The organism is Aeromonas sp. ASNIH5, from assembly GCF_002902865.1.
Taxonomy (GTDB): Bacteria; Pseudomonadota; Gammaproteobacteria; order Enterobacterales; family Aeromonadaceae; genus Aeromonas; species Aeromonas caviae.
Genome location: NZ_CP026122.1, coordinates 1799374 through 1821067, shown reverse-complemented (window position 1 = coordinate 1821067; position 21694 = coordinate 1799374). Strand labels below are relative to the sequence as shown.

At 62.8% G+C, this 21694-nt stretch carries 22 protein-coding genes and 1 pseudogene; 7 read left to right on the top strand and 16 right to left on the bottom strand.

Features of this window, described 5'->3' with window-relative positions:
* Positions 1–44: 44 nt before the first annotated feature.
* The 8 genes and pseudogenes from rlmH to leuS all read right to left on the bottom strand — a co-directional run bounded on the left by rlmH (position 45) and on the right by leuS (position 6254).
* Positions 45–512 (bottom strand): 23S rRNA (pseudouridine(1915)-N(3))-methyltransferase RlmH, encoded by a 468-nt coding sequence (gene rlmH, locus C2U30_RS08235; protein WP_005298242.1) that lies wholly within the window; start codon positions 510–512, stop codon positions 45–47.
* Between the two features lie 21 nt (positions 513–533).
* Entirely contained in the window at positions 534–875 is a 342-nt protein-coding gene (gene rsfS / locus C2U30_RS08230) for a ribosome silencing factor (RefSeq protein ID WP_010673762.1), read from the bottom strand.
* Between the two features lie 212 nt (positions 876–1087).
* Complete coding sequence (gene nadD, locus C2U30_RS08225) at positions 1088–1741, bottom strand: nicotinate-nucleotide adenylyltransferase (protein WP_103243602.1); 654 nt, start codon at positions 1739–1741, stop codon at positions 1088–1090.
* Positions 1735–2769 (bottom strand): DNA polymerase III subunit delta, encoded by a 1035-nt coding sequence (holA, locus tag C2U30_RS08220; protein ID WP_103243601.1) that lies wholly within the window; start codon positions 2767–2769, stop codon positions 1735–1737. Before holA ends, nadD begins: the two co-directional genes overlap by 7 nt.
* The gene (locus C2U30_RS08215; protein ID WP_103243600.1) at positions 2769–2912 is read right to left on the bottom strand and encodes a DNA polymerase III subunit delta; all 144 of its coding nucleotides are present in this window, start codon (positions 2910–2912) and stop codon (positions 2769–2771) included. The genes holA and C2U30_RS08215 overlap by 1 nt, the downstream gene beginning before the upstream one ends.
* Positions 2913–2947: 35 nt before the next feature.
* Positions 2948–3055 (bottom strand): annotated as a pseudogene (locus tag C2U30_RS08210) (DNA polymerase III subunit delta); the annotation flags it as partial.
* A gap of 27 nt (positions 3056–3082) precedes the next feature.
* Complete coding sequence (locus tag C2U30_RS08205) at positions 3083–3565, bottom strand: LPS-assembly lipoprotein LptE (protein WP_043153202.1); 483 nt, start codon at positions 3563–3565, stop codon at positions 3083–3085.
* A 112-nt stretch (positions 3566–3677) separates the two neighbouring features.
* A complete protein-coding gene (gene leuS / locus C2U30_RS08200; protein WP_103243598.1) occupies positions 3678–6254 on the bottom strand; it encodes a leucine--tRNA ligase in 2577 nt (858 codons plus the stop codon).
* Between the two features lie 251 nt (positions 6255–6505).
* Between leuS and C2U30_RS08195 the strand changes: the two genes are divergently transcribed.
* Entirely contained in the window at positions 6506–6994 is a 489-nt protein-coding gene (locus tag C2U30_RS08195) for a zinc ribbon-containing protein (RefSeq protein ID WP_103243597.1), read from the top strand.
* Between the two features lie 85 nt (positions 6995–7079).
* On the opposite strand, the gene lnt is transcribed toward C2U30_RS08195, so the two are convergent.
* From lnt to miaB, 5 genes are all read right to left on the bottom strand, one after another.
* Positions 7080–8609, bottom strand: coding sequence for an apolipoprotein N-acyltransferase (gene lnt / locus C2U30_RS08190; RefSeq protein ID WP_042014505.1), 1530 nt, complete (start codon positions 8607–8609; stop codon positions 7080–7082).
* Positions 8610–8789: 180 nt separating this feature from the next.
* Entirely contained in the window at positions 8790–9671 is an 882-nt protein-coding gene (corC, locus tag C2U30_RS08185; RefSeq protein ID WP_010673769.1) for a CNNM family magnesium/cobalt transport protein CorC, read from the bottom strand.
* 95 nt (positions 9672–9766) lie between these two features.
* On the bottom strand, positions 9767–10231 hold the full coding sequence (gene ybeY, locus C2U30_RS08180; RefSeq protein ID WP_103243596.1) for an rRNA maturation RNase YbeY: 465 nt from the start codon (positions 10229–10231) through the stop codon (positions 9767–9769).
* Positions 10228–11286: a PhoH family protein gene (locus C2U30_RS08175; RefSeq protein WP_103243595.1), complete on the bottom strand. Its 1059-nt coding sequence runs from the start codon at positions 11284–11286 to the stop codon at positions 10228–10230. The genes ybeY and C2U30_RS08175 overlap by 4 nt, the downstream gene beginning before the upstream one ends.
* Positions 11287–11336: 50 nt before the next feature.
* Positions 11337–12770, bottom strand: coding sequence for a tRNA (N6-isopentenyl adenosine(37)-C2)-methylthiotransferase MiaB (miaB, locus tag C2U30_RS08170; RefSeq protein WP_010673772.1), 1434 nt, complete (start codon positions 12768–12770; stop codon positions 11337–11339).
* Positions 12771–12994: 224 nt separating this feature from the next.
* Between miaB and C2U30_RS08165 the strand changes: the two genes are divergently transcribed.
* The 3 genes from C2U30_RS08165 (at position 12995) to C2U30_RS08155 (ending at position 15602) form a co-directional block, all read left to right on the top strand.
* On the top strand, positions 12995–14158 hold the full coding sequence (locus tag C2U30_RS08165; protein ID WP_010673773.1) for an FAD-dependent monooxygenase: 1164 nt from the start codon (positions 12995–12997) through the stop codon (positions 14156–14158).
* A gap of 138 nt (positions 14159–14296) precedes the next feature.
* Positions 14297–14863 carry a cysteine hydrolase family protein gene (locus C2U30_RS08160; RefSeq protein WP_103243594.1) on the top strand — a complete coding sequence of 189 codons (567 nt, stop codon included), beginning with the start codon at positions 14297–14299 and terminating at the stop codon, positions 14861–14863.
* A 103-nt stretch (positions 14864–14966) separates the two neighbouring features.
* The gene (locus tag C2U30_RS08155; protein ID WP_069652118.1) at positions 14967–15602 is read left to right on the top strand and encodes a cold shock domain-containing protein; all 636 of its coding nucleotides are present in this window, start codon (positions 14967–14969) and stop codon (positions 15600–15602) included.
* A 45-nt stretch (positions 15603–15647) separates the two neighbouring features.
* Here the strand turns inward: C2U30_RS08155 and C2U30_RS08150 are convergent, their stop codons facing one another.
* Positions 15648–16535: a LysR family transcriptional regulator gene (locus C2U30_RS08150; protein ID WP_103243593.1), complete on the bottom strand. Its 888-nt coding sequence runs from the start codon at positions 16533–16535 to the stop codon at positions 15648–15650.
* 114 nt (positions 16536–16649) lie between these two features.
* Between C2U30_RS08150 and C2U30_RS08145 the strand changes: the two genes are divergently transcribed.
* Both C2U30_RS08145 and C2U30_RS08140 read left to right on the top strand, forming a co-directional pair.
* A complete protein-coding gene (locus C2U30_RS08145; protein WP_010673776.1) occupies positions 16650–16874 on the top strand; it encodes a hypothetical protein in 225 nt (74 codons plus the stop codon).
* Entirely contained in the window at positions 16871–17464 is a 594-nt protein-coding gene (locus C2U30_RS08140; protein WP_103243592.1) for an HAD-IA family hydrolase, read from the top strand. Before C2U30_RS08145 ends, C2U30_RS08140 begins: the two co-directional genes overlap by 4 nt.
* Positions 17465–17563: 99 nt before the next feature.
* On the opposite strand, the gene C2U30_RS08135 is transcribed toward C2U30_RS08140, so the two are convergent.
* Together C2U30_RS08135 and C2U30_RS08130 are read right to left on the bottom strand one after the other, a co-directional pair.
* On the bottom strand, positions 17564–19024 hold the full coding sequence (locus C2U30_RS08135; RefSeq protein ID WP_233721087.1) for a sensor domain-containing diguanylate cyclase: 1461 nt from the start codon (positions 19022–19024) through the stop codon (positions 17564–17566).
* A 107-nt stretch (positions 19025–19131) separates the two neighbouring features.
* Positions 19132–19734, bottom strand: a complete 603-nt coding sequence (locus C2U30_RS08130; RefSeq protein WP_103243591.1) for a nitroreductase family protein — start codon at positions 19732–19734, stop codon at positions 19132–19134.
* Positions 19735–20024: 290 nt separating this feature from the next.
* Between C2U30_RS08130 and C2U30_RS08125 the strand changes: the two genes are divergently transcribed.
* Complete coding sequence (locus C2U30_RS08125) at positions 20025–21569, top strand: sensor domain-containing diguanylate cyclase (protein ID WP_103243590.1); 1545 nt, start codon at positions 20025–20027, stop codon at positions 21567–21569.
* The last annotated feature ends 125 nt before the right edge of the window (positions 21570–21694 follow it).

Sequence of the window (21694 nt, the reverse complement as noted above, 5' to 3'; positions counted from 1 at the left end):
GTGCGGGTGAGAGAGGAGAAATGCATGCTCAGGGTCGGCATGGGTCACTCTCTGTGATAAGGGTGATTGGTGGTGATGCTCCAGGCGCGATAGAGGCTCTCGGCCACCAGTACCCGCACCAGGGGATGGGGCAGGGTCAGGGGCGAGAGCGACCAGCTCTGTTCCGCGGCAGCCTTGCACTCGGGGGAGAGCCCCTCCGGGCCACCCACCAGCAGCGCCACGTCCCGGCCATCCAGCTTCCAGGCTTCCAGTTGCACGGCGAGTTGCTCCGTGGTCCAGGGCTTGCCCGGAATGTCCAGGGTCACGATGCGGGAGCGGCCGGCGGCGGCCAGCATGGCTTCCCCTTCCTTTTGCAGGATGCGGGGAATGTCGGCATTCTTGCCGCGCTTGCCTGCGCCGATCTCGACCAGCTCGAACGGCATGTCTTTGGGGAAGCGGCGACGGTACTCTTCGAAGCCATGCTCTACCCAGGCAGGCATCTTGGTGCCCACGGCAATCAACTGGATCTTCATCTTTGGTTACGCTGTCGCCCTTTATTGCGAATTGACCTGGGCGGCGCCGCTCCAGAGTTTTTCCAGCTGGTAGAAGTCGCGGTACTCATCCTGCATCACGTGGACGATGACCGACCCCATGTCCACCAGCACCCACTCACCGGTGAGTTCCCCTTCCACGCTCAGCAGGTCGAGCCCCGCATGACGGGCCTCGCTGGCGAGGTTGTGGGCGATGGCACTGACGTGACGATTGGAGTTGCCGGAGCAGATGATCATGGTGTCCGTGATGCTGGATTTGCCGCGCACATCGAGGGTGATGATGTCGCGGCCTTTCATGTCATCGATCTTGTCGACGATAAAGGCGAGCAATTCTTGGCCTTGCAATGTCTTCTCCTATCTTCCGGCGCCAGAGGGCGGCGGATTATATCATGGTCACTCCCGTTTCCCAGCCTGGCAAAGGGAGCGTCGCCCGGGGAGCCGTCCCGTAGGGGAGGGGCCCCTTGACGATCACTATAGTGTGCAACCCGGCCTGGCAATAGTCAGGGCCGGGCCCGGTGCGCCCGGACGTGTCGGCTGACCCGCCTGCGTGACGCCGTTTACTGCGTTGCCGATGAGCGGTAGAGCCCGTGGTGCCGGATATAGTCGGCGACCGGGTTGGGCAGCAGGTATTTGGGATCCTGGCCTGCCGCGAGCAGGGCACGCAGCCGTGTGGCCGACAGCTCGACGGGCAGGTTGTCACAAAGCCAGACATGACCGTGGCGCTGGCGATGGAGATCCTGAATGTCCCGGGTCTGGTGGCGGGCCAGCAGCTCGGCAACCTGGACGGGATAATCCGGTTGCCAGCCTGGGCGGCAGCTCACCACCAGATGGGCGTAATCGAGCAGCTCCTGCCAGCGGTGCCAGCCCGGCAGGCCGAGCAGGGAATCCATCCCCATCAAAAAGCAGAGCGGGGTGTCCGGCAGCTCGCTCCTCAACTCGACAAGGGTGTCGATGGTCCAGGAGGGAGTGTCGCGCCTGAGCTCCCGCTCATCCACCACGAATCCCGGGTTGTCCGCCGCAGCGAGCCGGACCATGGCGAGTCGCTGATCGCTGGAGCAGAGCGGATTGGCCCGGTGGGGCGGGATATGGTTCGGGAGCAGGCGCACCTCGGCCAGACCCAGGGCGTCCCGGGCCTCGATGGCGGGCCTCAGGTGGCCGATGTGAATGGGATCGAAGGTGCCGCCGAGGATCCCGATGGGCGGTGTCAGCATGATTCCGTCTCCAGCAGGGGGAGCGGGGTTCCGTCACGAAAGCCGAGGGCGATGGTTTGCAGCATCAGCCAGGCCTGCTCGGTGTCGAAATGGCGCTGGGCATGGTCCAGCTGAGCCATCAGTTGCCAGAGCTGTCGGATCTTGGGGAAGGGAAGCCGGGTCAGCGCCTGCTGGATGAGTTGCTGGCGACTCTGCCAGATGCGCAGGCGGCTGAAATGCTCCACCAGGGGCTGTCCGGCGCGGGCGGCCAGCGCCAGCTCGGTGAGCTGCTCCAGCTCGCGGCACAGGGTCCAGGCCAGCATGCCGGGTTCGGTGCCCTCGGCGCGCAGGGCCAGCAGGATGCGCTGGGCCCGGTTCACTTTTCCTTCCAGCAGGGTATCGACGAGCTGGAAGGGAGTGAAGTGGGCGTGGCGGATGATGGTCTCCTGCAGATAGGCGACGCTGATGGGCTGGGGCGGCGAGAGCAGGGTCAGCTTCTCTATCTCCTGGCTGGCGGCCAGCAGGTTGCCCTCGTAGGCGTGGCACATGAAATTGACCGCATCCGGCAGTGCCTTGAGGCCGAAGCGCTGAAAGCGGGCGCTCATCCAGCGCGGGAAGAAACGGGGCTCGGGGTGGTTGACCGGTACATAGGTGCCGCTCTGGCTCAGCTTGTCGAACCAGGACGCCTTCATCTGGGTCTGGTTGAGGCGGGGGCCCGAGAGCACCAGCAGCAGGTCGGGGTGGAGCTGCTTGCCAATGTCGCTGATGCGGGCGGCGAGATCCTTGTCGATCTTTGCGGGCAGCTCCAGCTCGATGATCTGGCGGGCCGAGAACAGGCTCATGGCCTGGCAGGCATCGTAGACCTGGTTCCAGTCCAGCCCCTGTTCCACCACGAAGCTGTGGCGTTCATCGAAGCCCTGTTTGCGTGCCACCTGACGCACGGCGTCGATGGCTTCCAGCTTGAGCAGGGGCTCGTCCCCAAAAATGAGATAGCAGGGCTTGAGCCCTGCCTTGAGATGATCCGCGAGTTGTTCAGGGTAAATCCGCATCAGAACCTGGCCTGGTTGAGGGGGAAGGATGCACGGTCGATGGCTTGCTCATTCTTGAACAGGAAATCGTCCCCAAAAATGAGATAGCAGGGCTTGAGCCCTGCCTTGAGATGATCCGCGAGTTGTTCAGGGTAAATCCGCATCAGAACCTGGCCTGGTTGAGGGGGAAGGATGCACGGTCGATGGCTTGCTCATTCTTGAACAGGAAATCGTCCCCGAAAATGAGATGGCAGGGCTTGAGCCCTGTCTTGAGGTGATCCGCAAACTGCTCGGGATAGACTCTCATCAACACCCTCTCATCAAGATACGCGCATCAGAACTTGACCTGACTGAGCTGGCGAATAACCAGGTTGGCGGCCTGTTCCTGCATCTCCTTGCCCAGCTGCTCCTGCTCGCGGGAGGAGGCGAGTGCCGCATCCGGCTTGTTCAGGAAGCTGCGGTTGAAGGTGATGGGGAAGACCTGGGTCGGTTTGCCCGGCATGACCACGGTGAACTGGGTGCTGTAACTCAGCAGGTATTCGCGGTCCTGGCCGATGGAGTCGACGGAGGCGACCTGGCTGCGGCTACGAACCCCGGCCAGGGTCAGCACCGGGATACCCTCCTTGTCGGCGAGTTCGACGCCAGCGGCCTTGAGACGGGTGGTGACCAGTCGGTAGAAGTCGCTCTTGTTGTCACCGACCACTTTCATGGTCATCAGCTCGGGGGGAATGGCGGTGCCCCGCATCTGAAAACCGCAGGCCTGCAGCAGCAGTCCTGCCAGCACGATGGCCATCCAGCGCGTGAAGATGGTGCCCATAAAAAATCCTCTTTGCATTAAGGGAAGAGCGGCGGGCGCAGGGCCCGCCGTCATCATCCGTGTGTCGTCAGCCCCTGGCCCGGACCGTCGGCCGCCGCCAGGGGAGGCGTCATCAGTTGGCCACGATGTTGAGCAGCTTGCCCGGCACGTACACGACTTTGCGCACGGTCAGACCGTCGGTGAACTTCTGTACGGACGCATCGGCCATGGCCAGCTTCTCGACGTCGGCCTGGCTTATCTCGGCCGGTACGGTCAGTTTGCCGCGCATCTTGCCGTTGATCTGCACCACCACCAGCTTCTCGGTCTCGACCATGGCCGCTTCGTCAGCCACCGGCCAGGCCGCGACATCGATTTCCCCTTCCTTGCCCAGCATCTTCCACAGCTCGAAGCCGATGTGCGGGGTGATGGGGTAGAGCATGACCACGACCGCTTCCAGCGCTTCCTGCATCAGGGCGCGATCCTGAGCGTCGCTGCCCAGTTTTGCCAGGTTGTTCATCAGCTCCATGATGGCAGCGATGGCGGTGTTGAAGGTCTGACGGCGACCCACGTCGTCGCTCACCTTGGCGATGGTCTTGTGCAGCTCGCGGCGCACGGCTTTCTGGTCGCTGGTGAGGGCGGCGACGTCCAGTGCGGCAACGGCGCCACCGGATACGTGCTCGAAGGTGATGCGCCACAGGCGGCGCAGGAAGCGCTGGGCACCTTCCACGCCGGAGTCGGACCACTCCAGGGTCATCTCGGCCGGAGAGGCGAACATCATGAACAGACGGACGGTATCGGCGCCGTAACGCTCCACCATCAGCTGCGGGTCGATGCCGTTGTTCTTGGACTTGGACATCTTGGTCATGCCGGAGTGCATCACTTCACGACCCTCAAGGTCGACAGCCTTGGTGATGCGGCCCTTGTCGTCGCGCTCAACCTTGACGTCGAGGGGGCTGACCCAGACGTTGCCGCCCTTCTCATCCTTGTAGTAGAAGGCGTCGGCCAGCACCATGCCCTGGCAGAGCAGGCGCTTGAACGGCTCGTCGCTGTTCACGAGGCCCGCATCACGCAGCAGCTTGTGGAAGAAGCGGGCATAGAGCAGGTGCATACAGGCGTGCTCGATGCCGCCGATGTATTGATCCACCGGCAGCCAGTGGTTGGCAGCCGCCGGATTCAGCATGCCCTTGTCGTAGTCCGGGGAGCAGTAGCGGGCGTAGTACCAGGAGGACTCCATGAAGGTGTCGAAGGTATCGGTCTCGCGGAACGCTTCCTGGCCGTTATACGTGGTCTTGGCCCACTCGGCGTCGGCCTTGATGGGGCTCTGGATACCGTCCATCACCACGTCTTCCGGCAGCAGTACCGGCAGTTGATCTTCCGGGGTCGGCACCACGGTACCGTCCGCCAGGGTCAGCATGGGGATGGGAGCGCCCCAGTAGCGCTGACGGGAGACACCCCAGTCGCGCAGGCGGTAGTTGACGGTGCGCTTGCCCTTGCCGAGCCCTTCCAGCTTGTTGGCGATGGCATCGAAGGCACCCTGGAAGTCGAGACCGTCGAATTCGCCGGAGTTGAACAGTACGCCCTTCTCGGTATAAGCCGCTTCGCTCACGTCGACGTCGCCATCAACCGGCTTGATGACAGGCTTGATCTCGAGGCCGTACTTGGTGGCGAATTCGTGGTCACGCAGGTCGTGACCCGGTACTGCCATCACGGCGCCGGTGCCGTAGTTCATCAGCACGAAGTTGGCGACCCAGACGGGCACCTTGCGGCCATCCAGCGGGTGAATGGCGTAGAGGCCGGTGGCCATGCCCTTCTTCTCCATGGTGGCCAGTTCAGCTTCGGCCACCTTGGTGTTCTTGCACTCTTCGATGAAGGCGGCCAGCTCCGGATTGTTCTGGGCTGCTTGCAGCGCCAGCGGGTGACCGGCGGCGATGCCCACATAGGTCACACCCATGAAGGTGTCCGGACGGGTGGTGTAGACCTCGAGGTGCTCGGCCTGACCGTCGATATTGAAGCTGATGTTGACCCCTTCGGAGCGGCCAATCCAGTTGCGCTGCATGGTCTTGACCATTTCCGGCCAGCCTTCCAGATTGTCGATATCGTTCAGCAGCTCTTCGGCGTAGTCGGTGATCTTGATGAACCACTGAGGGATCTCTTTCTGCTCCACCGGGGTGTCACAGCGCCAGCAGCAGTTGTCCACTACCTGCTCGTTGGCCAGTACGGTCATGTCGTTCGGGCACCAGTTGACGGAGGAAGTCTTCTTGTAGACCAGGCCCTTTTCGTAGAGCTTGGTGAAGAACCACTGCTCCCAGCGGTAGTAGTCCGGCTTGCAGGTGGCCAGCTCCCGATCCCAGTCATAGCCCAGACCCAGCATCTTCAGCTGGTTCTTCATGTATTCGATGTTTTCGTAAGTCCAGGGGGCCGGCGCCGTGTTGTTCTTGATGGCGGCGTTTTCTGCCGGCAGGCCGAAGGCATCCCAACCGATGGGTTGCAGCACGTTCTTGCCATTGAGGCGTTGATAACGGGAGATCACATCACCTATGGTGTAGTTGCGAACGTGCCCCATGTGTAGACGACCAGACGGATAGGGGAACATGGAGAGGCAGTAGAACTTTTCCTTGTCTACTTTCTCCACCGCCTTGAAGGTTTTCTTGGCATCCCAGTGCTTCTGCACTGCTGGTTCTATGGATTGGGGAACGTATTGCTCTTGCATTGGTGACATCCGGATCTGTGAAATGAATAGATAAAACGGCTGGGAAATCCCGATAGAATACCCATATCCTGCGGCGGCAACAACCGCCAGCATCCGCCCGGTCTCGGGCCAGGTCCGGTACCCGCGAGGATTTGCAGCGCCGCAAGAGCCGCGAGAGTCGCAACGAAGTGAGAATGGCAACCGCCGCCCGTATCCGCCGAGCCCGAGGTCAGGGTCTGGCTCGATCGGGATTCAGCAGAGGAGTGATGGCCATGGACAAACGTCGACAAGGGTATGAAGCCTTTATCGCCCAGCTCAAGAAGCAGTGGGAAGAGACGGAAGCGTTTCAGGGAGAGCGCCTCAACCGGATGATCGCCAAGGTGCAGGCCTATCTGGAGGCGGCCGGGGATCTGACCCAGGACGAGCTGGCGCTGATCGCCGAGTATGTGAAGCGGGATCTGGGCAACTATGACGAAGGGCGCAAGGATGAGCAGGTGGAGGAGTCCGCCTTCATGCTGGCGCTCAAGGACACCGCCTGGTCCTGGCTGGCGGACGTGACCGACCGAACCCAGGTGGAGTGGCAGGAGTTGGCGGACGAGCTGGAACACAAGGGGGTCTACCGGGCGGGGGACTGGGTGGGACTCGGGGTGCTGGTGTGCGACCACTGCGAGTGGCGCCATACCGTGCTGCACCCGGAGCAGCTTGACACCTGCCCGGAGTGTGGGGCCGATGAATATCATCGCGAGCCGCTGTCTCCTTGAGCCGCCAGACTGTGCCAAGCCATAAGCCAAACCATAAAAAGAGGCGCCCAAGGGCGCCTCTTTTGTTTATCGGCGTTGTGTGGTCTTAGCCCTTGCGTGCCCAGGGGTGGGCACGTGGGCGCAGCCACAGGGCCAGCCCCAGCAGGGCGGCGGCCAGGCCATACATGGGCCAGCTGCCAAAACGCAGATAGGGGGTCTGGCCGTGGGCGGGGCGTACCTCGGCACGCAATACTCCAGCCTCGAACTGCGGGATCTGGGCGATGATGCTGCCGTCTATCTCGGTGACGATGGTGATGCCGGTGTTGGTGTCGCGCAGCAGCGGGCGGGCCAGCTCGAGGGCGCGCATGCGGGCGATCTCCATGTGCTGCCAGGGGCCGATGCTGGTGCCGAACCAGGCGTCGTTGGAGACGGTCAGCAGAAAGTCGGTATCCGGCTGCACGTTGCGGCGCACCTCGTCCGGGAAGATGATCTCGTAACAGATGGCGGCGGCAAACTTGAGCCCCTTGGCGATCAGGTTCGGCTGCACCTCGTCACCCCGGCTGAAGGAGGACATGGGCAGGTTGAAGAAGGGGGCGATGGGACGCAGCAGATCTTCAAAGGGCACGAACTCGCCGATGGGCAGCAGGTGGTACTTGTAGTAGCGGTTCTTGTGCTCGTAGTAGTAGGACTCCTTGCCCTCAGCATCCTGCACCCCCATGCCGAGCACGGTATTGAAGAAGCGCTGCTGTTTCAGATCGTAATGGATGATCCCCGCCAGCAGGCCGGTGTCGTTCACCTTCATCGCCTTGTCCAGGCTCTCCAGATAGGTACCCATCTCCTTCTCGATGGCCGGGATGGCGGACTCCGGCCAGACGATGATGTCGGCATCCTGGTTCTCGCGGCTGAGATCCTGATACTTGCGCACCGTCGGCACCAGGGCCTCCGGATCCCACTTGAGGGACTGCTCGATATTGCCCTGCACCAGCGCGACCTTGACCGGCTCACCCCGGGTCACCCAGTTGAGCTGCATCAGCCCCTGGGCGGCGCCCACCAGGGCGACGGGGAGCAGCAGCCAGGCCGGCTTGCGGTGTTGCCATACCAGCCAGAGGGCGGAGGCGGTGAGCAGCAGGGCAAGGGTGATGCCCTGCACCCCGAGAAGGGGAGCGAAGCCCTTGAGGGGGCCGTCTATCTGGGTGTAGCCGAACCAGAGCCAGGGGTAGCCGGTCATCACCCAGCCCCGCAGCCAGTCGGCCATCAGCCAGAGCGCCGGGAAGGCGAGCAGCCAGCGACTCCAGTGGCGGCCGGCAAAGAAGCGGGCGAAGAGCCAGCAGGCCAGGGTCGGGTAGAGGGAGAGATAGGCGCAGAGCCCGGCCAGCAGCACGAAGGCGGCCGGCAGCGGAATGCCGCCAAACTCCGTCATGCTGACGTGGATCCACCACTGCCCGGGCAGGAACAGACCCATGGCGTAGCCGAAGCCGCGCCAGGCTGCCTGTTTGGGGGTGGCCTTGTCCAGCAGGGCGTAAAGGCCGAGCAGGGAGGGGATCACCAGGGGCCAGTAGCCGAAAGGGGAGAAGGCCAGCACGGCGATGGCGCCGCTGGCAATGGCAAACAGGCTGGTCAGGAGTTTCGATTTCACGGGGGATCGGGGCTCGAATTGGACTGAATGAAAACACAATGGCCGACATCTTAACCGCAAACCGGGTCAACGGCGAGCCTCGCGGTCGGCGTGGGCCAAGTGGCGGTAGCGCGGCGGGAGGGAGGCAAAAAAAGCGCCCCTGACGAGAGGGGCGCGGGATGTGCGTGGTGCTGGGCGGGATCAGGACTCCGGCTGCGCCGCCGCATGATGCTCGGGGATCTTCACCTGCAACTGTTGCAGGCGACGGCGATCGGCGTGCATCACCTTGAACAGGTAGCCGTCGAGTTCGATCTCTTCCCCCTTCTTGGGCAGGTGGCTGAAGGCGTGCATCACCAGACCGCCGACGGTGTCCACCTCTTCATCGCTGAACTGGGTGCCGAAGAAGTCGTTGAAGTCCTCGATCTCGGTCAGCGCGCTCACCGAAAAGACCCGCTTGCTGATGCGGCGGATCTCTTCCGGCTCGTCCTCGATGTCGTCGAACTCATCGTCAATCTCGCCGACGATGAGCTCCAGAATGTCCTCGATGGTCACGAGACCAGAGACACCGCCAAATTCGTCCACCACGATGGCCATGTGGTAGCGTTCTTCCCGGAACTCCTTGAGCAGGCGATCGACCCGCTTGCTCTCCGGCACGATCACCGTGGGACGCAGGATCTTCTCCAGCTGGAGCGGTTCGCTGGCATGCTGGCCGCCAAAACCGAACGGCAGCAGATCCTTGGCGAGCAAGATGCCCTCCACGTGATCCTTGTCTTCGTTGATCACCGGGAAGCGGGAGTGGCCGGATTCGATGATGACCGGCAGGAACTCGTCCACCGGCTGGGACTTCTCGATGGTCACCATCTGGGAGCGGGGGATCATGATGTCACGCACGCGCAGCTCGGCAATTTCGAGCACGCCCTCGATCATGTCCTTGGTGTCCTGATCGATGAGGTCCCGCTCTTCGGCATCGGCGATGACCTCTACCAGATCATTGCGGTCTTTTGGCTCGCCCTGGAAGAGTTGGCTGAGTTTGTCGAGCCAGGTTTTCTTCGGCGAGCCGGTACTAGGGTGATCGTCGGTCATTTTCTCTCTTGGTTACTCGTATGAACACACTTGAAATCGTTGTGGCTATATGAGGATGGGCATCGGCTGTTTCAAGACGATGACCATCCAGTTCGTTACTCTTCGTCGTTCAGATAAGGATCGGCGAAGCCCAGTTCCTGCATGATGTCGCGCTCGAGCTGCTCCATCTCCTCGGCTTCCTCGTCCTCGATATGGTCATAACCTAGCAGATGCAGACTGCCATGCACAACCATGTGAGCCCAGTGGGCCATCAGGGGCTTGCCCTGTTCGACGGCTTCGGCCTCGACCACCTGGCGGCAGATCACCAGATCCCCGAGCAGGGGCAGCTCGAGACCCGGCGGCGCCTCGAAGGGGAAGGAGAGCACGTTGGTGGGCTTGTCCTTGCCGCGATAGGTATGGTTGAGCTCGCGGCTCTCCGCCTCGTCCACTAGGCGCACCGTCACCTCGGCCTCGGGCTGGAAGCCCAGAATGGTGCCGTCGAGCCAGCCTTGCAGCTGGGCCTCGGTCGGCAGGCCGTCGTTGCTGGCACAGGCCAGTTGCAGATCCAGGGTCACGCTCATTGGGCACTCTCTTTGCTGGTGTTCTCTTTGCGGGGAGTGGCTGCGCTCTTCTCGGCCGCCTGCTGGGCATCGAATGCCTCGTAGGCCTGGACGATGCGGGCGACCACGGGATGGCGCACCACGTCCTTGGACTCGAAGAAGTTGAAGGATAGGCCATCGACCCCCTGCAACACCTCCAGGGCGTGGCGCAGGCCGGACTTGGTGCTGCGGGGCAGGTCCACCTGGGTGATGTCGCCGGTGACCACCGCCTTGGAGTTGAAGCCGATGCGGGTCAGGAACATCTTCATCTGCTCCGTGGTGGTGTTCTGGGCCTCGTCCAGGATGATAAAGGCGTCATTCAAGGTTCTGCCTCGCATGTAGGCGAGCGGCGCCACCTCGATGACGTTGCGCTCCATCAGCTTCTCCACCCGCTCGAAGCCCAGCATCTCGAACAGGGCGTCGTAGAGGGGGCGCAGGTAGGGGTCCACCTTCTGGGAAAGATCGCCGGGCAGGAAGCCGAGCTTCTCACCGGCTTCCACCGCCGGGCGAGTCAGCAGGATGCGGCGGATCTCCTGGCGCTCCAGGGCATCCACGGCGGCGGCCACGGCGAGATAGGTCTTGCCGGTCCCGGCGGGCCCGATGCCGAAGCTGATGTCGTGGCGCACGATATTGGCGATGTACTGGGCCTGGTTCGGGCTGCGGGGCTTGATGAGACCGCGCTTGGTCTTGACCGTGACCTCCTTGCCATACGGCAGGGAAGGGGCGGGTTCGTCGTCCTGCTCCAGCACGCGGGACTCCTGCACCGCCAGGTGCACCATCTCGGGGGTGATGTCGCTCACCTTGCTCCCCTTGAGGGGCTGGGTTTCCACATAGAGGTGCTTGAGGATGACGGCAGCCGCCTCCACCTGGGCCTGCTTGCCGATCACTTGGAAGTGGTTGTCCCGGTAGCTTATCTCGATGCCGAGACGTCGCTCCAGCTGCTTGAGGTTGTCGTCAAAGGGTCCGCACAGGCTGGCGAGGCGCTGGTTGTCGGCAGGTTCCAGATGCAGATTCAGGGTGGAGATGTGTCGGCTCAAGGTGTCCTCTTATCGGTTGTTCCCCCGCCACGGGGCGGGGGAGAGAGTCATCAATGGGGTCTGAAGGCCGCAACGCCCAGATCATCGGGCACGTTGTCAGGACGACGGGCGAGGATCTCGCTCGGGGCCGTGGCGATGCGCAGGTTCATTTCGTCCTCGCCGCGGATGAAGCGGCCGCGCAGGGAGTAGGGGCGTACGTCGGTGATCTCCACGTCGGCGAAGCCGCCGATGAGGCGGTGCGGCCCTTCGAAGTTGACCACCCGGTTGTTCTCGGTGCGGCCACTGAGCTGCATGGGATCCATCTTGGAGGGCCCCTCCACCAGGATGCGCTGCACCGAGCCCAACATGGCGCGGCCGATGAGCATGGACTGGTGATTGATGCGGTTTTGCAGTCGGGTCAGGCGGGCCTTCTTCACTTCCATGTCGACGTCATCGGGCAGGTCCGCGGCCGGGGTGCCGGGGCGCGGGCTGTAGATGAAGCTGAAGCTCATGTCGAAGTTGATCTCCTCGATGAGTTTCATGGTGGCCTCGAAGTCTTCGTCCGTCTCGTTCGGGAAGCCGACGATGAAGTCGGAGCTCATGGTGATGTCGGGACGCACGGCGCGCAGGCGGCGGATCTTGGACTTGTACTCCAGCACGGTGTGCGGGCGCTTCATCATGGTCAGGATACGGTCGGAGCCGCTCTGGATGGGCAAGTGCAGGAAGCTGACCACCTCGGGGGTATCACGATAGACCTCGATGATGTCGTCGGTGAACTCGACCGGGTGGCTGGTGGTATAGCGAATGCGGTCGATGCCGTCGATGGCAGCCACCAGGCGCAGCAGCTCGGCGAAGGTGCAGACCTCCCCGTCGAAGGTCGGCCCCCGGTAGGCGTTGACGTTCTGGCCGAGCAGGTTCACTTCGCGCACCCCTTGCTGGGCGAGCTGGGCGATTTCATAGAGCACGTCATCCAGCGGTCGGCTCACCTCCTCGCCACGGGTGTAGGGCACCACACAGAAGGAGCAGTACTTGGAGCAGCCTTCCATGATGGAAACGAAGGCGGTCGCCCCCTCGGCACGGGGTTCGGGCAGGTTGTCGAACTTCTCGATCTCGGGGAAGGCGATGTCCACCTGGGCACCGCGCCCCTCCTGCACCTGCTTGATCATGGTCGGCAGGCGGTGCAGGGTCTGGGGTCCGAAGACGATGTCCACATAGGGCGCCCGGCTGCGCAGGTTCTCCCCTTCCTGGGAGGCGACGCAGCCGCCCACCCCGATCACCAGCCCCGGTTTTTTCGCCTTGAGCTTCTTCCAGCGACCGAGCTGGTGGAACACCTTCTCCTGGGCCTTCTCGCGGATGGAACAGGTGTTGAGCAGCAGCACATCTGCCTCTTCCGGCTCCTCGGTAAGCGTGTAGCCATTGCTGGCATCCAGCAGGTCCGCCATCTTGGACGAGTCGTACTCGTTCATCTGGCAGCCCCAGGTCTTGATATGAAGTTTCTTGCTCATTGCTTCTCGTGACTGGTTTTGAAATCGGCAGGGTCAAAGGACCGGCCATTTTACTCCGCAATCCCGGTGCTGACCAGTCTGGGGCCGCCCGCCGCCATCAGGGCCGGCTTGTCGTCGGCAATTGCGCATCCCTCTCACTGTTTCTACCGCCTCCTTGCGTTATCATGCCCCATTCGGTTCGGCCCTTGCCCCTTATCGCGGGGACTCCTTGCAGGAATCAAGTTATGGAACAGTGTGATATCGCCATCGTCGGCGCCGGCATGGTGGGCGCCGCCACCGCCTGCCTGCTGGCGGCAGAGGGGCTCTCGGTTCGGGTCATCGAGACCCGGTTGCCCGAGCCCTATGCCCCCGAGCAGTCGCTGGATCTGCGGGTTTCCGCCATCAGTCAGGCCTCGGTGGCGCTGCTGACCCGGGCCGGTGCCTGGCAATATCTGCAGCAGATGCGGCTGTGCCCCTATCGCCGGCTGGAGACCTGGGAGCTGGACGGCTTCGCTACCCGCTTCGACGCGGTGGATCTCGGGCTGCCCCAGCTCGGCTACATCATCGAAAACCGGCTGATCCAGCTCGCCCTGCTGAAAAGGATGGAGGATTTCCCGACCATCCAGACCCATACCCCGGCGGCGGTGACGAGTCTGCGCCAGAGTGCGGATGACGCCGTGCTGACCCTGGATGACGGCACCGAGCTGCAGGCGCGCTGGGTGCTGGCCTGCGATGGTGCCGAATCCCACACCCGGCGACTGGCCGGCATCGGGGTGTCGCGTTTCGAGTACCGCCAGCACTGCATGCTGATCAACATCGACACCGATTTTGCCCAGGAAGACATCACCTGGCAGCAGTTCACCCCGAGCGGCCCGCGCGCCTTCCTGCCGCTGCCGGGCCGCCATGGCTCCCTGGTCTGGTATGACAGCCCGGCCCGCATCCGGGCGCTGGCCGCCATGAGCAACGAGGCCCTGGCCGTCGAGGTGCGCCGCCACTTCCCCAGCCGCCTTGGCGGTTTCACCGTGACGGCCAAGGGGAGCTTCCCCTTGGTGCGCCGCCACGCCAACGACTATCACGCCGGGCGAGTGGTGCTGCTCGGGGATGCGGCCCACACCATCAACCCGCTGGCGGGGCAGGGGGTCAACCTCGGTTTCAAGGACGTGGCCTGCTGGGCCGGGTTGCTCGGCAAGGCGGGGGCACAGTGGCATGAGCTGGCGCTGGCCGGGCGTTACGAGGGGCGACGCCGCCCTGACAACCTGCTGATGCAGTCGGGGATGGATCTCTTCTACGGGGTCTTCAGCAACGAGATAGGCCCCCTCAGGCTTGCCCGCAACCTGGCGCTGAATCTGGCGGACAAGGCGGGCCCCCTCAAGGAGATGGCGCTACGCTATGCGCTTGGGCTGGTATGAGGCAGTGCGTGGCACTGCCAGGTGCCAATCGGGTGGCATATCAATCCGTGTGATGGTGCCAGCCGGTTTTTTATATGGCCGCGAGGAGTGATCCAGGCGGCGCAGGGGCAAAACGGCCTCAGGCAAGGGGGGAGCACCATGAACAAGGCATTGCTGGTGATCGATTTCATCAACGACATCGCCCACCCGGACGGGCGCATCGCCGCCTCGGCGGCCCAGGTGATCGAGCAGAACGCCATTGTGCACGCCAATCAGGCGCTGGCTCATGCCCGCGCTCACGGCTGGCTGGTGGTGCTCATCAAGGTGGGGTTTGACGAGGGCTATCTGCTGCAACCCAAGGGTTCCCCCATGTTTGGCCGTGCCCGGCAGTTCGGGGCCCTCTCCCTGGCGGACAGCGGCACCGACTTTCACCCGGAGCTCGATGTGCAACCCGGGGATCTGGTGCTGACCAAACCCAGGGTCAGCCCCTTCTACGGCACGGCGCTGGAGCCGGCGCTACGGGCCAATCGCATCGAGCATCTCTATGTGTGCGGCGTGAGTACCAGCTGGGCCATTCAGGGGGCGGTGCGAGATGGTCACGATCGGGACTACGCCATCACCATCCTGGAGGATGCCTGTGCGGCGGCGGATGCCGCAGAACATCAGGCTTCCCTGCGCATGCTCGGTCGCATTGCCGAGATCATCAAGGTCGCGGAGCTGCTCTGACCACTCGTATCTAATCCACTCATTTTTCATGCCAATGCTCTGTTGAAACCGAACCAATTTCGGGCAACATGAGTGGAACCGTACTGGCCACAAGGATGAGGACATGCGTTATCAGGGCAGGATCGCGAGCTGGAATTCACAACGCGGTTTCGGGTTCATCAAGCAGGAGCAGGGCGGTGCCGATCTTTTTGTTCACATCACCACCCTGCAATTCGATGGCAGGCCGCCGGAGGTGGGGGAAAAGGTTTCCTATCTGATCGGGAGCAGCAAGGATGGCAAGCCTTGTGCCGTACAAGTGTTCTTTCCCGACCGCCCGCTCTCGCTGGCTGGCGGACCTATGCCATCCATGCCGGATCGTGGGAGCAGGGAGGATTTGAGCCCTCGGGCACCACACGCCACCACATATAGAACCCGGGAGTATCATGCTCCTCGTCGCAAGGGGAGCTGGGGTGGCAAGTTAATCCCCCTATTGGTGCTGGCGGGGTTGTTCTCCCTCTATTCCCGCTTCTCGGCCGAGTTTGCCTCACTTCCATCCTTTCCCTCTTTTAGCCAGGAGGACAGTACTTCGAACAGTACGGTTCAGGTTCCGACTTTTGTTCGTCAGTGCGATGGCCGTCAGCATTGCTCCCAGATGACTTCCTGCGAGGAGGCGACCTGGTTTTTGCAAAATTGCCCCAATACCAAGATGGATGGGGAAGGAGACGGCATCCCCTGCGAGCGGCAGTGGTGTGGCCATTAGCCAGCCGTTATGTACTTCAGGATTCCGGTTTGGGCTGTGCTCCTCTCAGAGGCTGTGGCTCTGCGGATATGCCGCCCTGACCAGGGCCAGAAAGCGATCCCGGATGGGATCGGCAAATTCCGGGTTCCACACCAGGCTGATTTCCCATTCCGACCAGGGGCCGGAGAGAGGGTAGAGGGTCACCTCCTTGCCCGCGATGAACCCCACGCTGCGCGGCAGGATGGCGTTGCCGATACCGGCGGCCACCAGGGCGACCAGGGTCTGGATGTCTTCCGCCTCCTGGATGAGACCGGTCAGCCGGTTGGCGCCGAGAAAGCGGGCGATCTGCTGGCTGAGACCCGGGCAGCGATGGCCCACCATCTGCAGCAAGGGATCGCGGATCAGCGCCCGCTCCAGGTCGAAGTCCGGCCCTGCCACCTGGGTGGGGACGGCCAGGACCAGTCTGTCTGTCAGCAACCTGTGTTCCCTCAGCTGCGGCGCATCAGGCCGTCGCATGAAGCCCAGTTGCAGCCGACCCGCCAGCAAGTGCTCCTGCTGGATGGCGGAGGTGGTGTCCCGCAGGTGAACCAGCACGTCGGGGGCCTGCTGCTTGAAACGGGCCACCAGGGAGGGGGCCAGTGCGAAGCTGGAGAGCCCGAACCCGATGTTGAGGCGTCCGGCGGCACCGCTTGCCAGCGCCAGGGCATGCTGCTCGAATCCCTTGCCGTGATCCACCAGAGCCCTGGCCTGGGGCAGCAACTGGAGGCCGATGGCGGTCAGCTCGGCCCCGTGGCGGCCCCGGTTGAACAGGGTGCTGCCGAGGGCCTGCTCCAGCCCCTGGATCTGCTTGGTCAGGGCCGGTTGCGTCACAAAAAGCCGGCTGGCCGCCTCCCGGTAGTTGGCACTCTCGGCCAGCATGACGAAGGCCTGCAATTGTCTCAGGTCGAATCTCATTCCATTTGGTTATCCAATGTGGCGGTTTATTGATTATAAATTATCTAATCTCCTTGTTCTAATGGTCTCGAAACGGGCCTGCTTGCCCGCTGTTCAGCCACAAGGAGTCATGTCATGTCGAGCGAACGCTATCTGTTTTTGATCAAGGGGAGCCTGGTGATGGCTCAGCCGCTGGCCGCACCGGAGACCGGGGAGCTGCTGACCAGTCTGTTGCAGCAGGGGTTCGTCGTCGCCCCCTTGCCGGTGTGGGCCAGCAATGCGGAGCAGGCGCTCGCCTGTTACGAGGCCGCTGCCCAGCGGCAGGTCTTCGCCGATGCGCTGGCGGGGAGAGCCCTGTGAGCGCGGTGCGCGTGAAGGCCGCGGCCCTGCTGCTGGACATGGACGGGACCCTGGTCCACTCCACCGGCGACGTGGAAGTCGTGTGGCGGCGCTGGTGTCAGCACCATGGGCGGGATCCCGCTCCCGTGCTCGCCATGTGTCACGGCGTGCGCTCACGGGAGGTGATAGGGGCCCTGGCTCCCCAGCTGGACATGGCAGTGGAGGTGGCCCTGCTCGACGATCTGGAGATGGCATACGCTGCGGCGCCGATACCTCTGGACGGTGCCCGGCGACGGCTCGCACAACTGCCGCCGACGCGCTGGGCGCTGGTGACTTCCGCAAGCCGGAGGGTGGCAGAGCACCGGCTGCTGCACGCCGGATTGCCGCTGCCCCGTCTCCTGGTGTGCGCCGGGGATGTGGTACGGGGCAAGCCGGATCCCGAGCCTTATTTGCTGGCTGCCAGCCGGTTGGGACTGGCTCCGGCCGATTGCCTGGTGTTCGAGGATGCGCCAGCGGGCATCGCCAGCGCCCTGCAGGCGGGTTGCCAGGTGGTGCAGATGGGGGGAACAAGGCGGTATGACGACAGGCTCAAGGGCTGGCTGCGGGACTGACGCGGGATCGAGATCGAGGTGGCACCGGACGGGCTCCATCTTCATCTGCCCGCCCCGCTGCCGGCAGAGGCAGGATGATGACGACAAGGGGCACGCCATTCAGGCGCCGCAAGATTGCCCGATGCTGGGGGAAGCCTGCTCGGCCGAATAACGTTCCACCCGGTTGCGGCCATTGTGCTTGGCCAGATAGAGCGCCTGATCGGCGCGAGAGAGCAGCTCGTCCAGATTGAAGGGGCCCTCTCTCTGGGAGGCGATACCGATGCTGACCGTGATGCAGACGGCGGGCTCGGCTCCCTTTTCTTCCCCTGGCTGCGCGACGATTTTTCGCAGCCGCTCGGCCACCGCCATGGCCTGCTCCTCGCTGAGGCCGGGCCAGATGGCCACGAACTCCTCTCCCCCCAGGCGACAAAAGAGATCCCCCGGTCGAAGCTGGTCGCGCACCCGGGCCGCGAAGTTGCTCAACTGGTTGTCACCCTCTTCGTGGCCGTGACGATCATTGATGCGTTTGAAATGATCGATGTCCAGCATGCAGATCGCCACAGGGTAGCGCTGCACCGTGAGGTGCTGGAGCAGTTCATTGGCGGCCGACCAGAAGCCGGCCCGGTTCAGCGCACCGGTCAGGTGATCGTGGTGGGCCAGGTGTTTCATCTCCCGCAGCAGGCTGTTGCGGGCCGCCATGATGCTGGCGGCGGTCAGGGGGGTGAGAGCGATCAGCATGACCCCTATCCGGACGGAGAACATCCAGTACTGGGTCTGGACATCGTGATTGATGACGAGGTGGCCGTTTGAAAGGGCGATCAGGATCAGGGTGCTGTAACTCAGGGTCAGCAGGCTGGTGGCGAAGACGGAGTAGGTGACTGCGCACCAGAGCAGCGCCGGTACCGGGAAGGCGATGGATCCCGGCCCCTCGACGAGCAGGGTGAGCAGCAGGGAGGCCACCAGGCTCAGCAGCGGCATCAATCTGGTCCAGGAGAACTCGGTGCGGTAGAGGAGGGTGCGCCAGGGGGGCACGCTGTCATGGGGAGGCAGTGTCAGGAGCACCGGCAGTATGGTCATGTAGTTCACCAGCTCGCTGGCAAACCAGAAGCCCAGCCCGTAGAGCGGGGGGCCCAGAGACAGGATGGGATTGATGATGGCGCCGACCACGCCGGCGGCGAGGGAGGCGGCCAGGGTGTTTCGCAGCAGGAGCACGAGGGAGGTGGGGCGCCTGAGGAGCTTGTCGGCAGGCGCGAGCCGATGCATCAGCAGATACCCGACGCCGATGCCGGCCAGGTTGCCGCAGGTCAGCAGGATGGTTTTGAACAGGGGCTCGCCGGTGAAGAGGGCGGCAAGAAAAAAGCCCAGTATGCCGCCGGCCCAGCCCGCCGGGGTGGCCAGGCGTGGATAGCGCACCATGCAGCCGAGCAGGACCGCATTGGCAGGCCAGAAGGCCGCCAGCAGGTTGGGGGGGCGGGTGAAGATGCCGATCAGCGAGAACAGCAGTACCAGGGCGGCGACACACAACAGAGCGGACAAGGGCGTCAATGTGCATGAGGTACGTTGGCGTGCGATGTCCCCCATGGGGACCTCCTGACAAGAGAGCGTTTGTTCAGAGTATGGCTGGCACGTGACAAGGGTGAACGAGGGGGAGAGAAGAAAACGCCCCCTGGTGGAGGGAGCGTGAAGGCTTAATTGAAGACCCGGAAACGCACGTCGTCGTCGATGAAGGTCTTGTCGCCGGCAGGTTGCTCTATGCTGCCAAAAGGCATCTGGGCACGAAGCAGCCAGCTGGCGGGCAGGTCCCACTCCTTGCGCACCGCATCGTCGATGAGCGGGTTGTAGTGTTGCAGGGAGGCGCCGATGCCCTCCTGGGCCAGGGTGGTCCAGACCGCGAACTGGGCGATCCCGGTGGCATGTTCGGACCAGATGGGGAAGTTGTCGGCATAGAGAGCGAATTTCTGCTGAAGATCCTCGATGACGGCGGTGTCTTCGAAGAAGAGCACGGTGCCAGCCCCGGCGCGGAAGCTGCCGTTGATCTTGGCTTCACTCTGGGGATAGGCCTCCGGCGGCACTATCTTCTTGAGCTCCGCCTTGACGATGTCCCACAGCTTGTGGTGCTGCTCGCCGAACAGGATGACGGCGCGGGAACTCTGGGAGTTGAACGAAGAGGGGCTGTGCTTGACGGCATCCTTGATGAGGGCGGTCAGCTGGGCCTCGGAGTGGGTCACCCGGTTGCCCAGGGCATAGATGGTACGACGTGCTTTGATCTGTTCGATAAACGGACTGCTCATAACATCTCCTTGGTTGATGAATCATCACCGCCAGCGTTGCCGACAAAGGTCATCTGGCTCCGATTTCTCGAGTCATCGACTATATCACCTTGCGGGCAATAAACCGTCAACGAGGAGTAATGACTGTTTCTACTTTTTATGGATATTCACATGACGGATGTGAATATGGCCGTGAGACACCTTGATATCTTTTTTACCATTAGCAGTGGATGTTAATGACTTCAATCAATATCTTTTGCAGATTTTTAATCTATAAAATTCATCCAATATGACATTTTATAGAGATTGACATGACGGCGGCGCTGATCAAGGAACGCTATTACATACTGACTCCGCTGTCGTTTCTCCTGGGAGGGCTGGTGCTGATCGCCACCCTGTTGCTGGCGGCAGCCAGTTACCTGAGCAGCATCGACAAGACGGTGGCGGGTTACGGTCACATGCTGGCCGCCCTCGACGCCACCCTGCTCCAGGACATGGCGCAGGACAACCGCCGCCAGCTTGGCGTACTGGAGGCGTCCCTGGACAAGCAGGCCATCGCTGCCGGGGCATCGGCCATCAATCCCATCTGGGCCATTGCCCATCAGTTCAAGTACGACGCCCACTTCCTCTATTTCTACAATGCGCGCACCCATCGGCTCGACGGCTATCCCGACTGGCAGCAACCGGAGGGCTACCGGGCACAGGCGCGGCCCTGGTACCAGACCCTGTCCGGCGAGGGCGATGATCTCGTCTGGTTCGGTCCCTACCCGGAGTTCGATTCGGTCCGGCAGGTACTGACCCTCATCAAGCGGGTCAAGGATCATGAGGGGCAACTGCTTGGACTGCTGATGGTGGACATGTCGTTCAGCGCCTTGCAGAGGGCGTTGCACCGGGCGGTGGGTGAGGATCCGGTGGCTCTTTATATCACCGAGCGCAAGGGCGGCAAGCTGGTGGTGGGGCACAATTTGTCGCTGTTGCCGCCCCGCCTAGAGCGGGAGACGCAGGCGGCCGGCCTGGACGGGTTCTGGGAAGGACGCCACCTGCAACACGCTCTGGAGGGGATGGAGTGGGATCTCAACGTCTATCTCCCCCCCTCCCATTTTCATGAAAACCTGCAAGACACCCTGTTGATGGTGGTGCTGCCCGCCCTGGCATTGCTCTGCATCTGGCTGTGCAGCCTGTGGTTTCTGGTGCGGATCTTTCGCCAGGAGCAGGCGCTGGTGCAGGGCTCGCTCAGCGGCCTCATCCGGGATGAGGCGCGAAAGGAGATCCAGCGGCGTCAGCGAACCTGGTTCGTGCACGGCAGCCTGGGGGAGATAGAACAGGTGCGAAACAGCCTGCTGCAAGGGCAGGATGCCCTGCTCCACGACCCTCTTACCGGCATCCTGAACCGGCGAGCCTTCGATCAGCAGCGGGCCGGGCTGGAGCAGGCGGGGAGGCCCTACTGGCTGGTGCTGTTCGATGTGGACAACTTCAAGCGCGTCAACGACAGCTGGGGACACGGTGTGGGGGATGCGGTGCTGTTTCGGGTAGCCACCATCATGGCGAGAACCCTGGGGGATGAGCAGGTCTACCGCATCGGGGGCGATGAATTTGCGGCCTTGCTGCCCTGGGAGCAGGCGGAGGTGGAATGCCGCCTGACCCACCTGCTCGGTCGGGTGAAAGCCCTGAAATGGCGGGAGTTTGCCGACGCCATCACCCTGAGCGCCGGCGGCGCGCGCTATCCGGATGATGCCCTGACGCTGCTCGAGCGGGCGGATGCCTGCCTGTACGAGAGCAAGCACCAGGGGCGGGATTGCTGGCATCTGGCGGCGTCGTCGCCCGTTGACGGGGAGGTTGTGACAGTATCTGTCTGACGGTGATCGCTGCAAAAAAGGGCCTTTGGGCCGGGAAAAGGGTCATGACGGGGATGATTTCTCGTGTGACCTTTTTTTTTGATGTGGTTTCAGGTGGTTAGCCTGCTTTCTTGCATCGTGTCGCG

Coding starts and splice junctions, on each gene's coding strand:
- C2U30_RS08150 (WP_103243593.1), bottom strand. CDS start 16,535: ATGAGATTCGACCTGAGACAATTGCAGGCCTTCGTCATGCTGGCCGAG.
- ybeY (WP_103243596.1), bottom strand. CDS start 10,231: ATGAGCGTGACCCTGGATCTGCAACTGGCCTGTGCCAGCAACGACGGC.
- C2U30_RS08195 (WP_103243597.1), top strand. CDS start 6,506: ATGGACAAACGTCGACAAGGGTATGAAGCCTTTATCGCCCAGCTCAAG.
- holA (WP_103243601.1), bottom strand. CDS start 2,769: ATGCGGATTTACCCTGAACAACTCGCGGATCATCTCAAGGCAGGGCTC.
- leuS (WP_103243598.1), bottom strand. CDS start 6,254: ATGCAAGAGCAATACGTTCCCCAATCCATAGAACCAGCAGTGCAGAAG.
- C2U30_RS08145 (WP_010673776.1), top strand. CDS start 16,650: ATGTCGAGCGAACGCTATCTGTTTTTGATCAAGGGGAGCCTGGTGATG.
- nadD (WP_103243602.1), bottom strand. CDS start 1,741: ATGCTGACACCGCCCATCGGGATCCTCGGCGGCACCTTCGATCCCATT.
- C2U30_RS08165 (WP_010673773.1), top strand. CDS start 12,995: ATGGAACAGTGTGATATCGCCATCGTCGGCGCCGGCATGGTGGGCGCC.
- C2U30_RS08160 (WP_103243594.1), top strand. CDS start 14,297: ATGAACAAGGCATTGCTGGTGATCGATTTCATCAACGACATCGCCCAC.
- C2U30_RS08135 (WP_233721087.1), bottom strand. CDS start 19,024: ATGGGGGACATCGCACGCCAACGTACCTCATGCACATTGACGCCCTTG.
- miaB (WP_010673772.1), bottom strand. CDS start 12,770: ATGAGCAAGAAACTTCATATCAAGACCTGGGGCTGCCAGATGAACGAG.
- C2U30_RS08215 (WP_103243600.1), bottom strand. CDS start 2,912: ATGCGGATTTACCCTGAACAACTCGCGGATCATCTCAAGGCAGGGCTC.
- C2U30_RS08130 (WP_103243591.1), bottom strand. CDS start 19,734: ATGAGCAGTCCGTTTATCGAACAGATCAAAGCACGTCGTACCATCTAT.
- C2U30_RS08205 (WP_043153202.1), bottom strand. CDS start 3,565: ATGGGCACCATCTTCACGCGCTGGATGGCCATCGTGCTGGCAGGACTG.
- rlmH (WP_005298242.1), bottom strand. CDS start 512: ATGAAGATCCAGTTGATTGCCGTGGGCACCAAGATGCCTGCCTGGGTA.
- C2U30_RS08155 (WP_069652118.1), top strand. CDS start 14,967: ATGCGTTATCAGGGCAGGATCGCGAGCTGGAATTCACAACGCGGTTTC.
- corC (WP_010673769.1), bottom strand. CDS start 9,671: ATGACCGACGATCACCCTAGTACCGGCTCGCCGAAGAAAACCTGGCTC.
- C2U30_RS08125 (WP_103243590.1), top strand. CDS start 20,025: ATGACGGCGGCGCTGATCAAGGAACGCTATTACATACTGACTCCGCTG.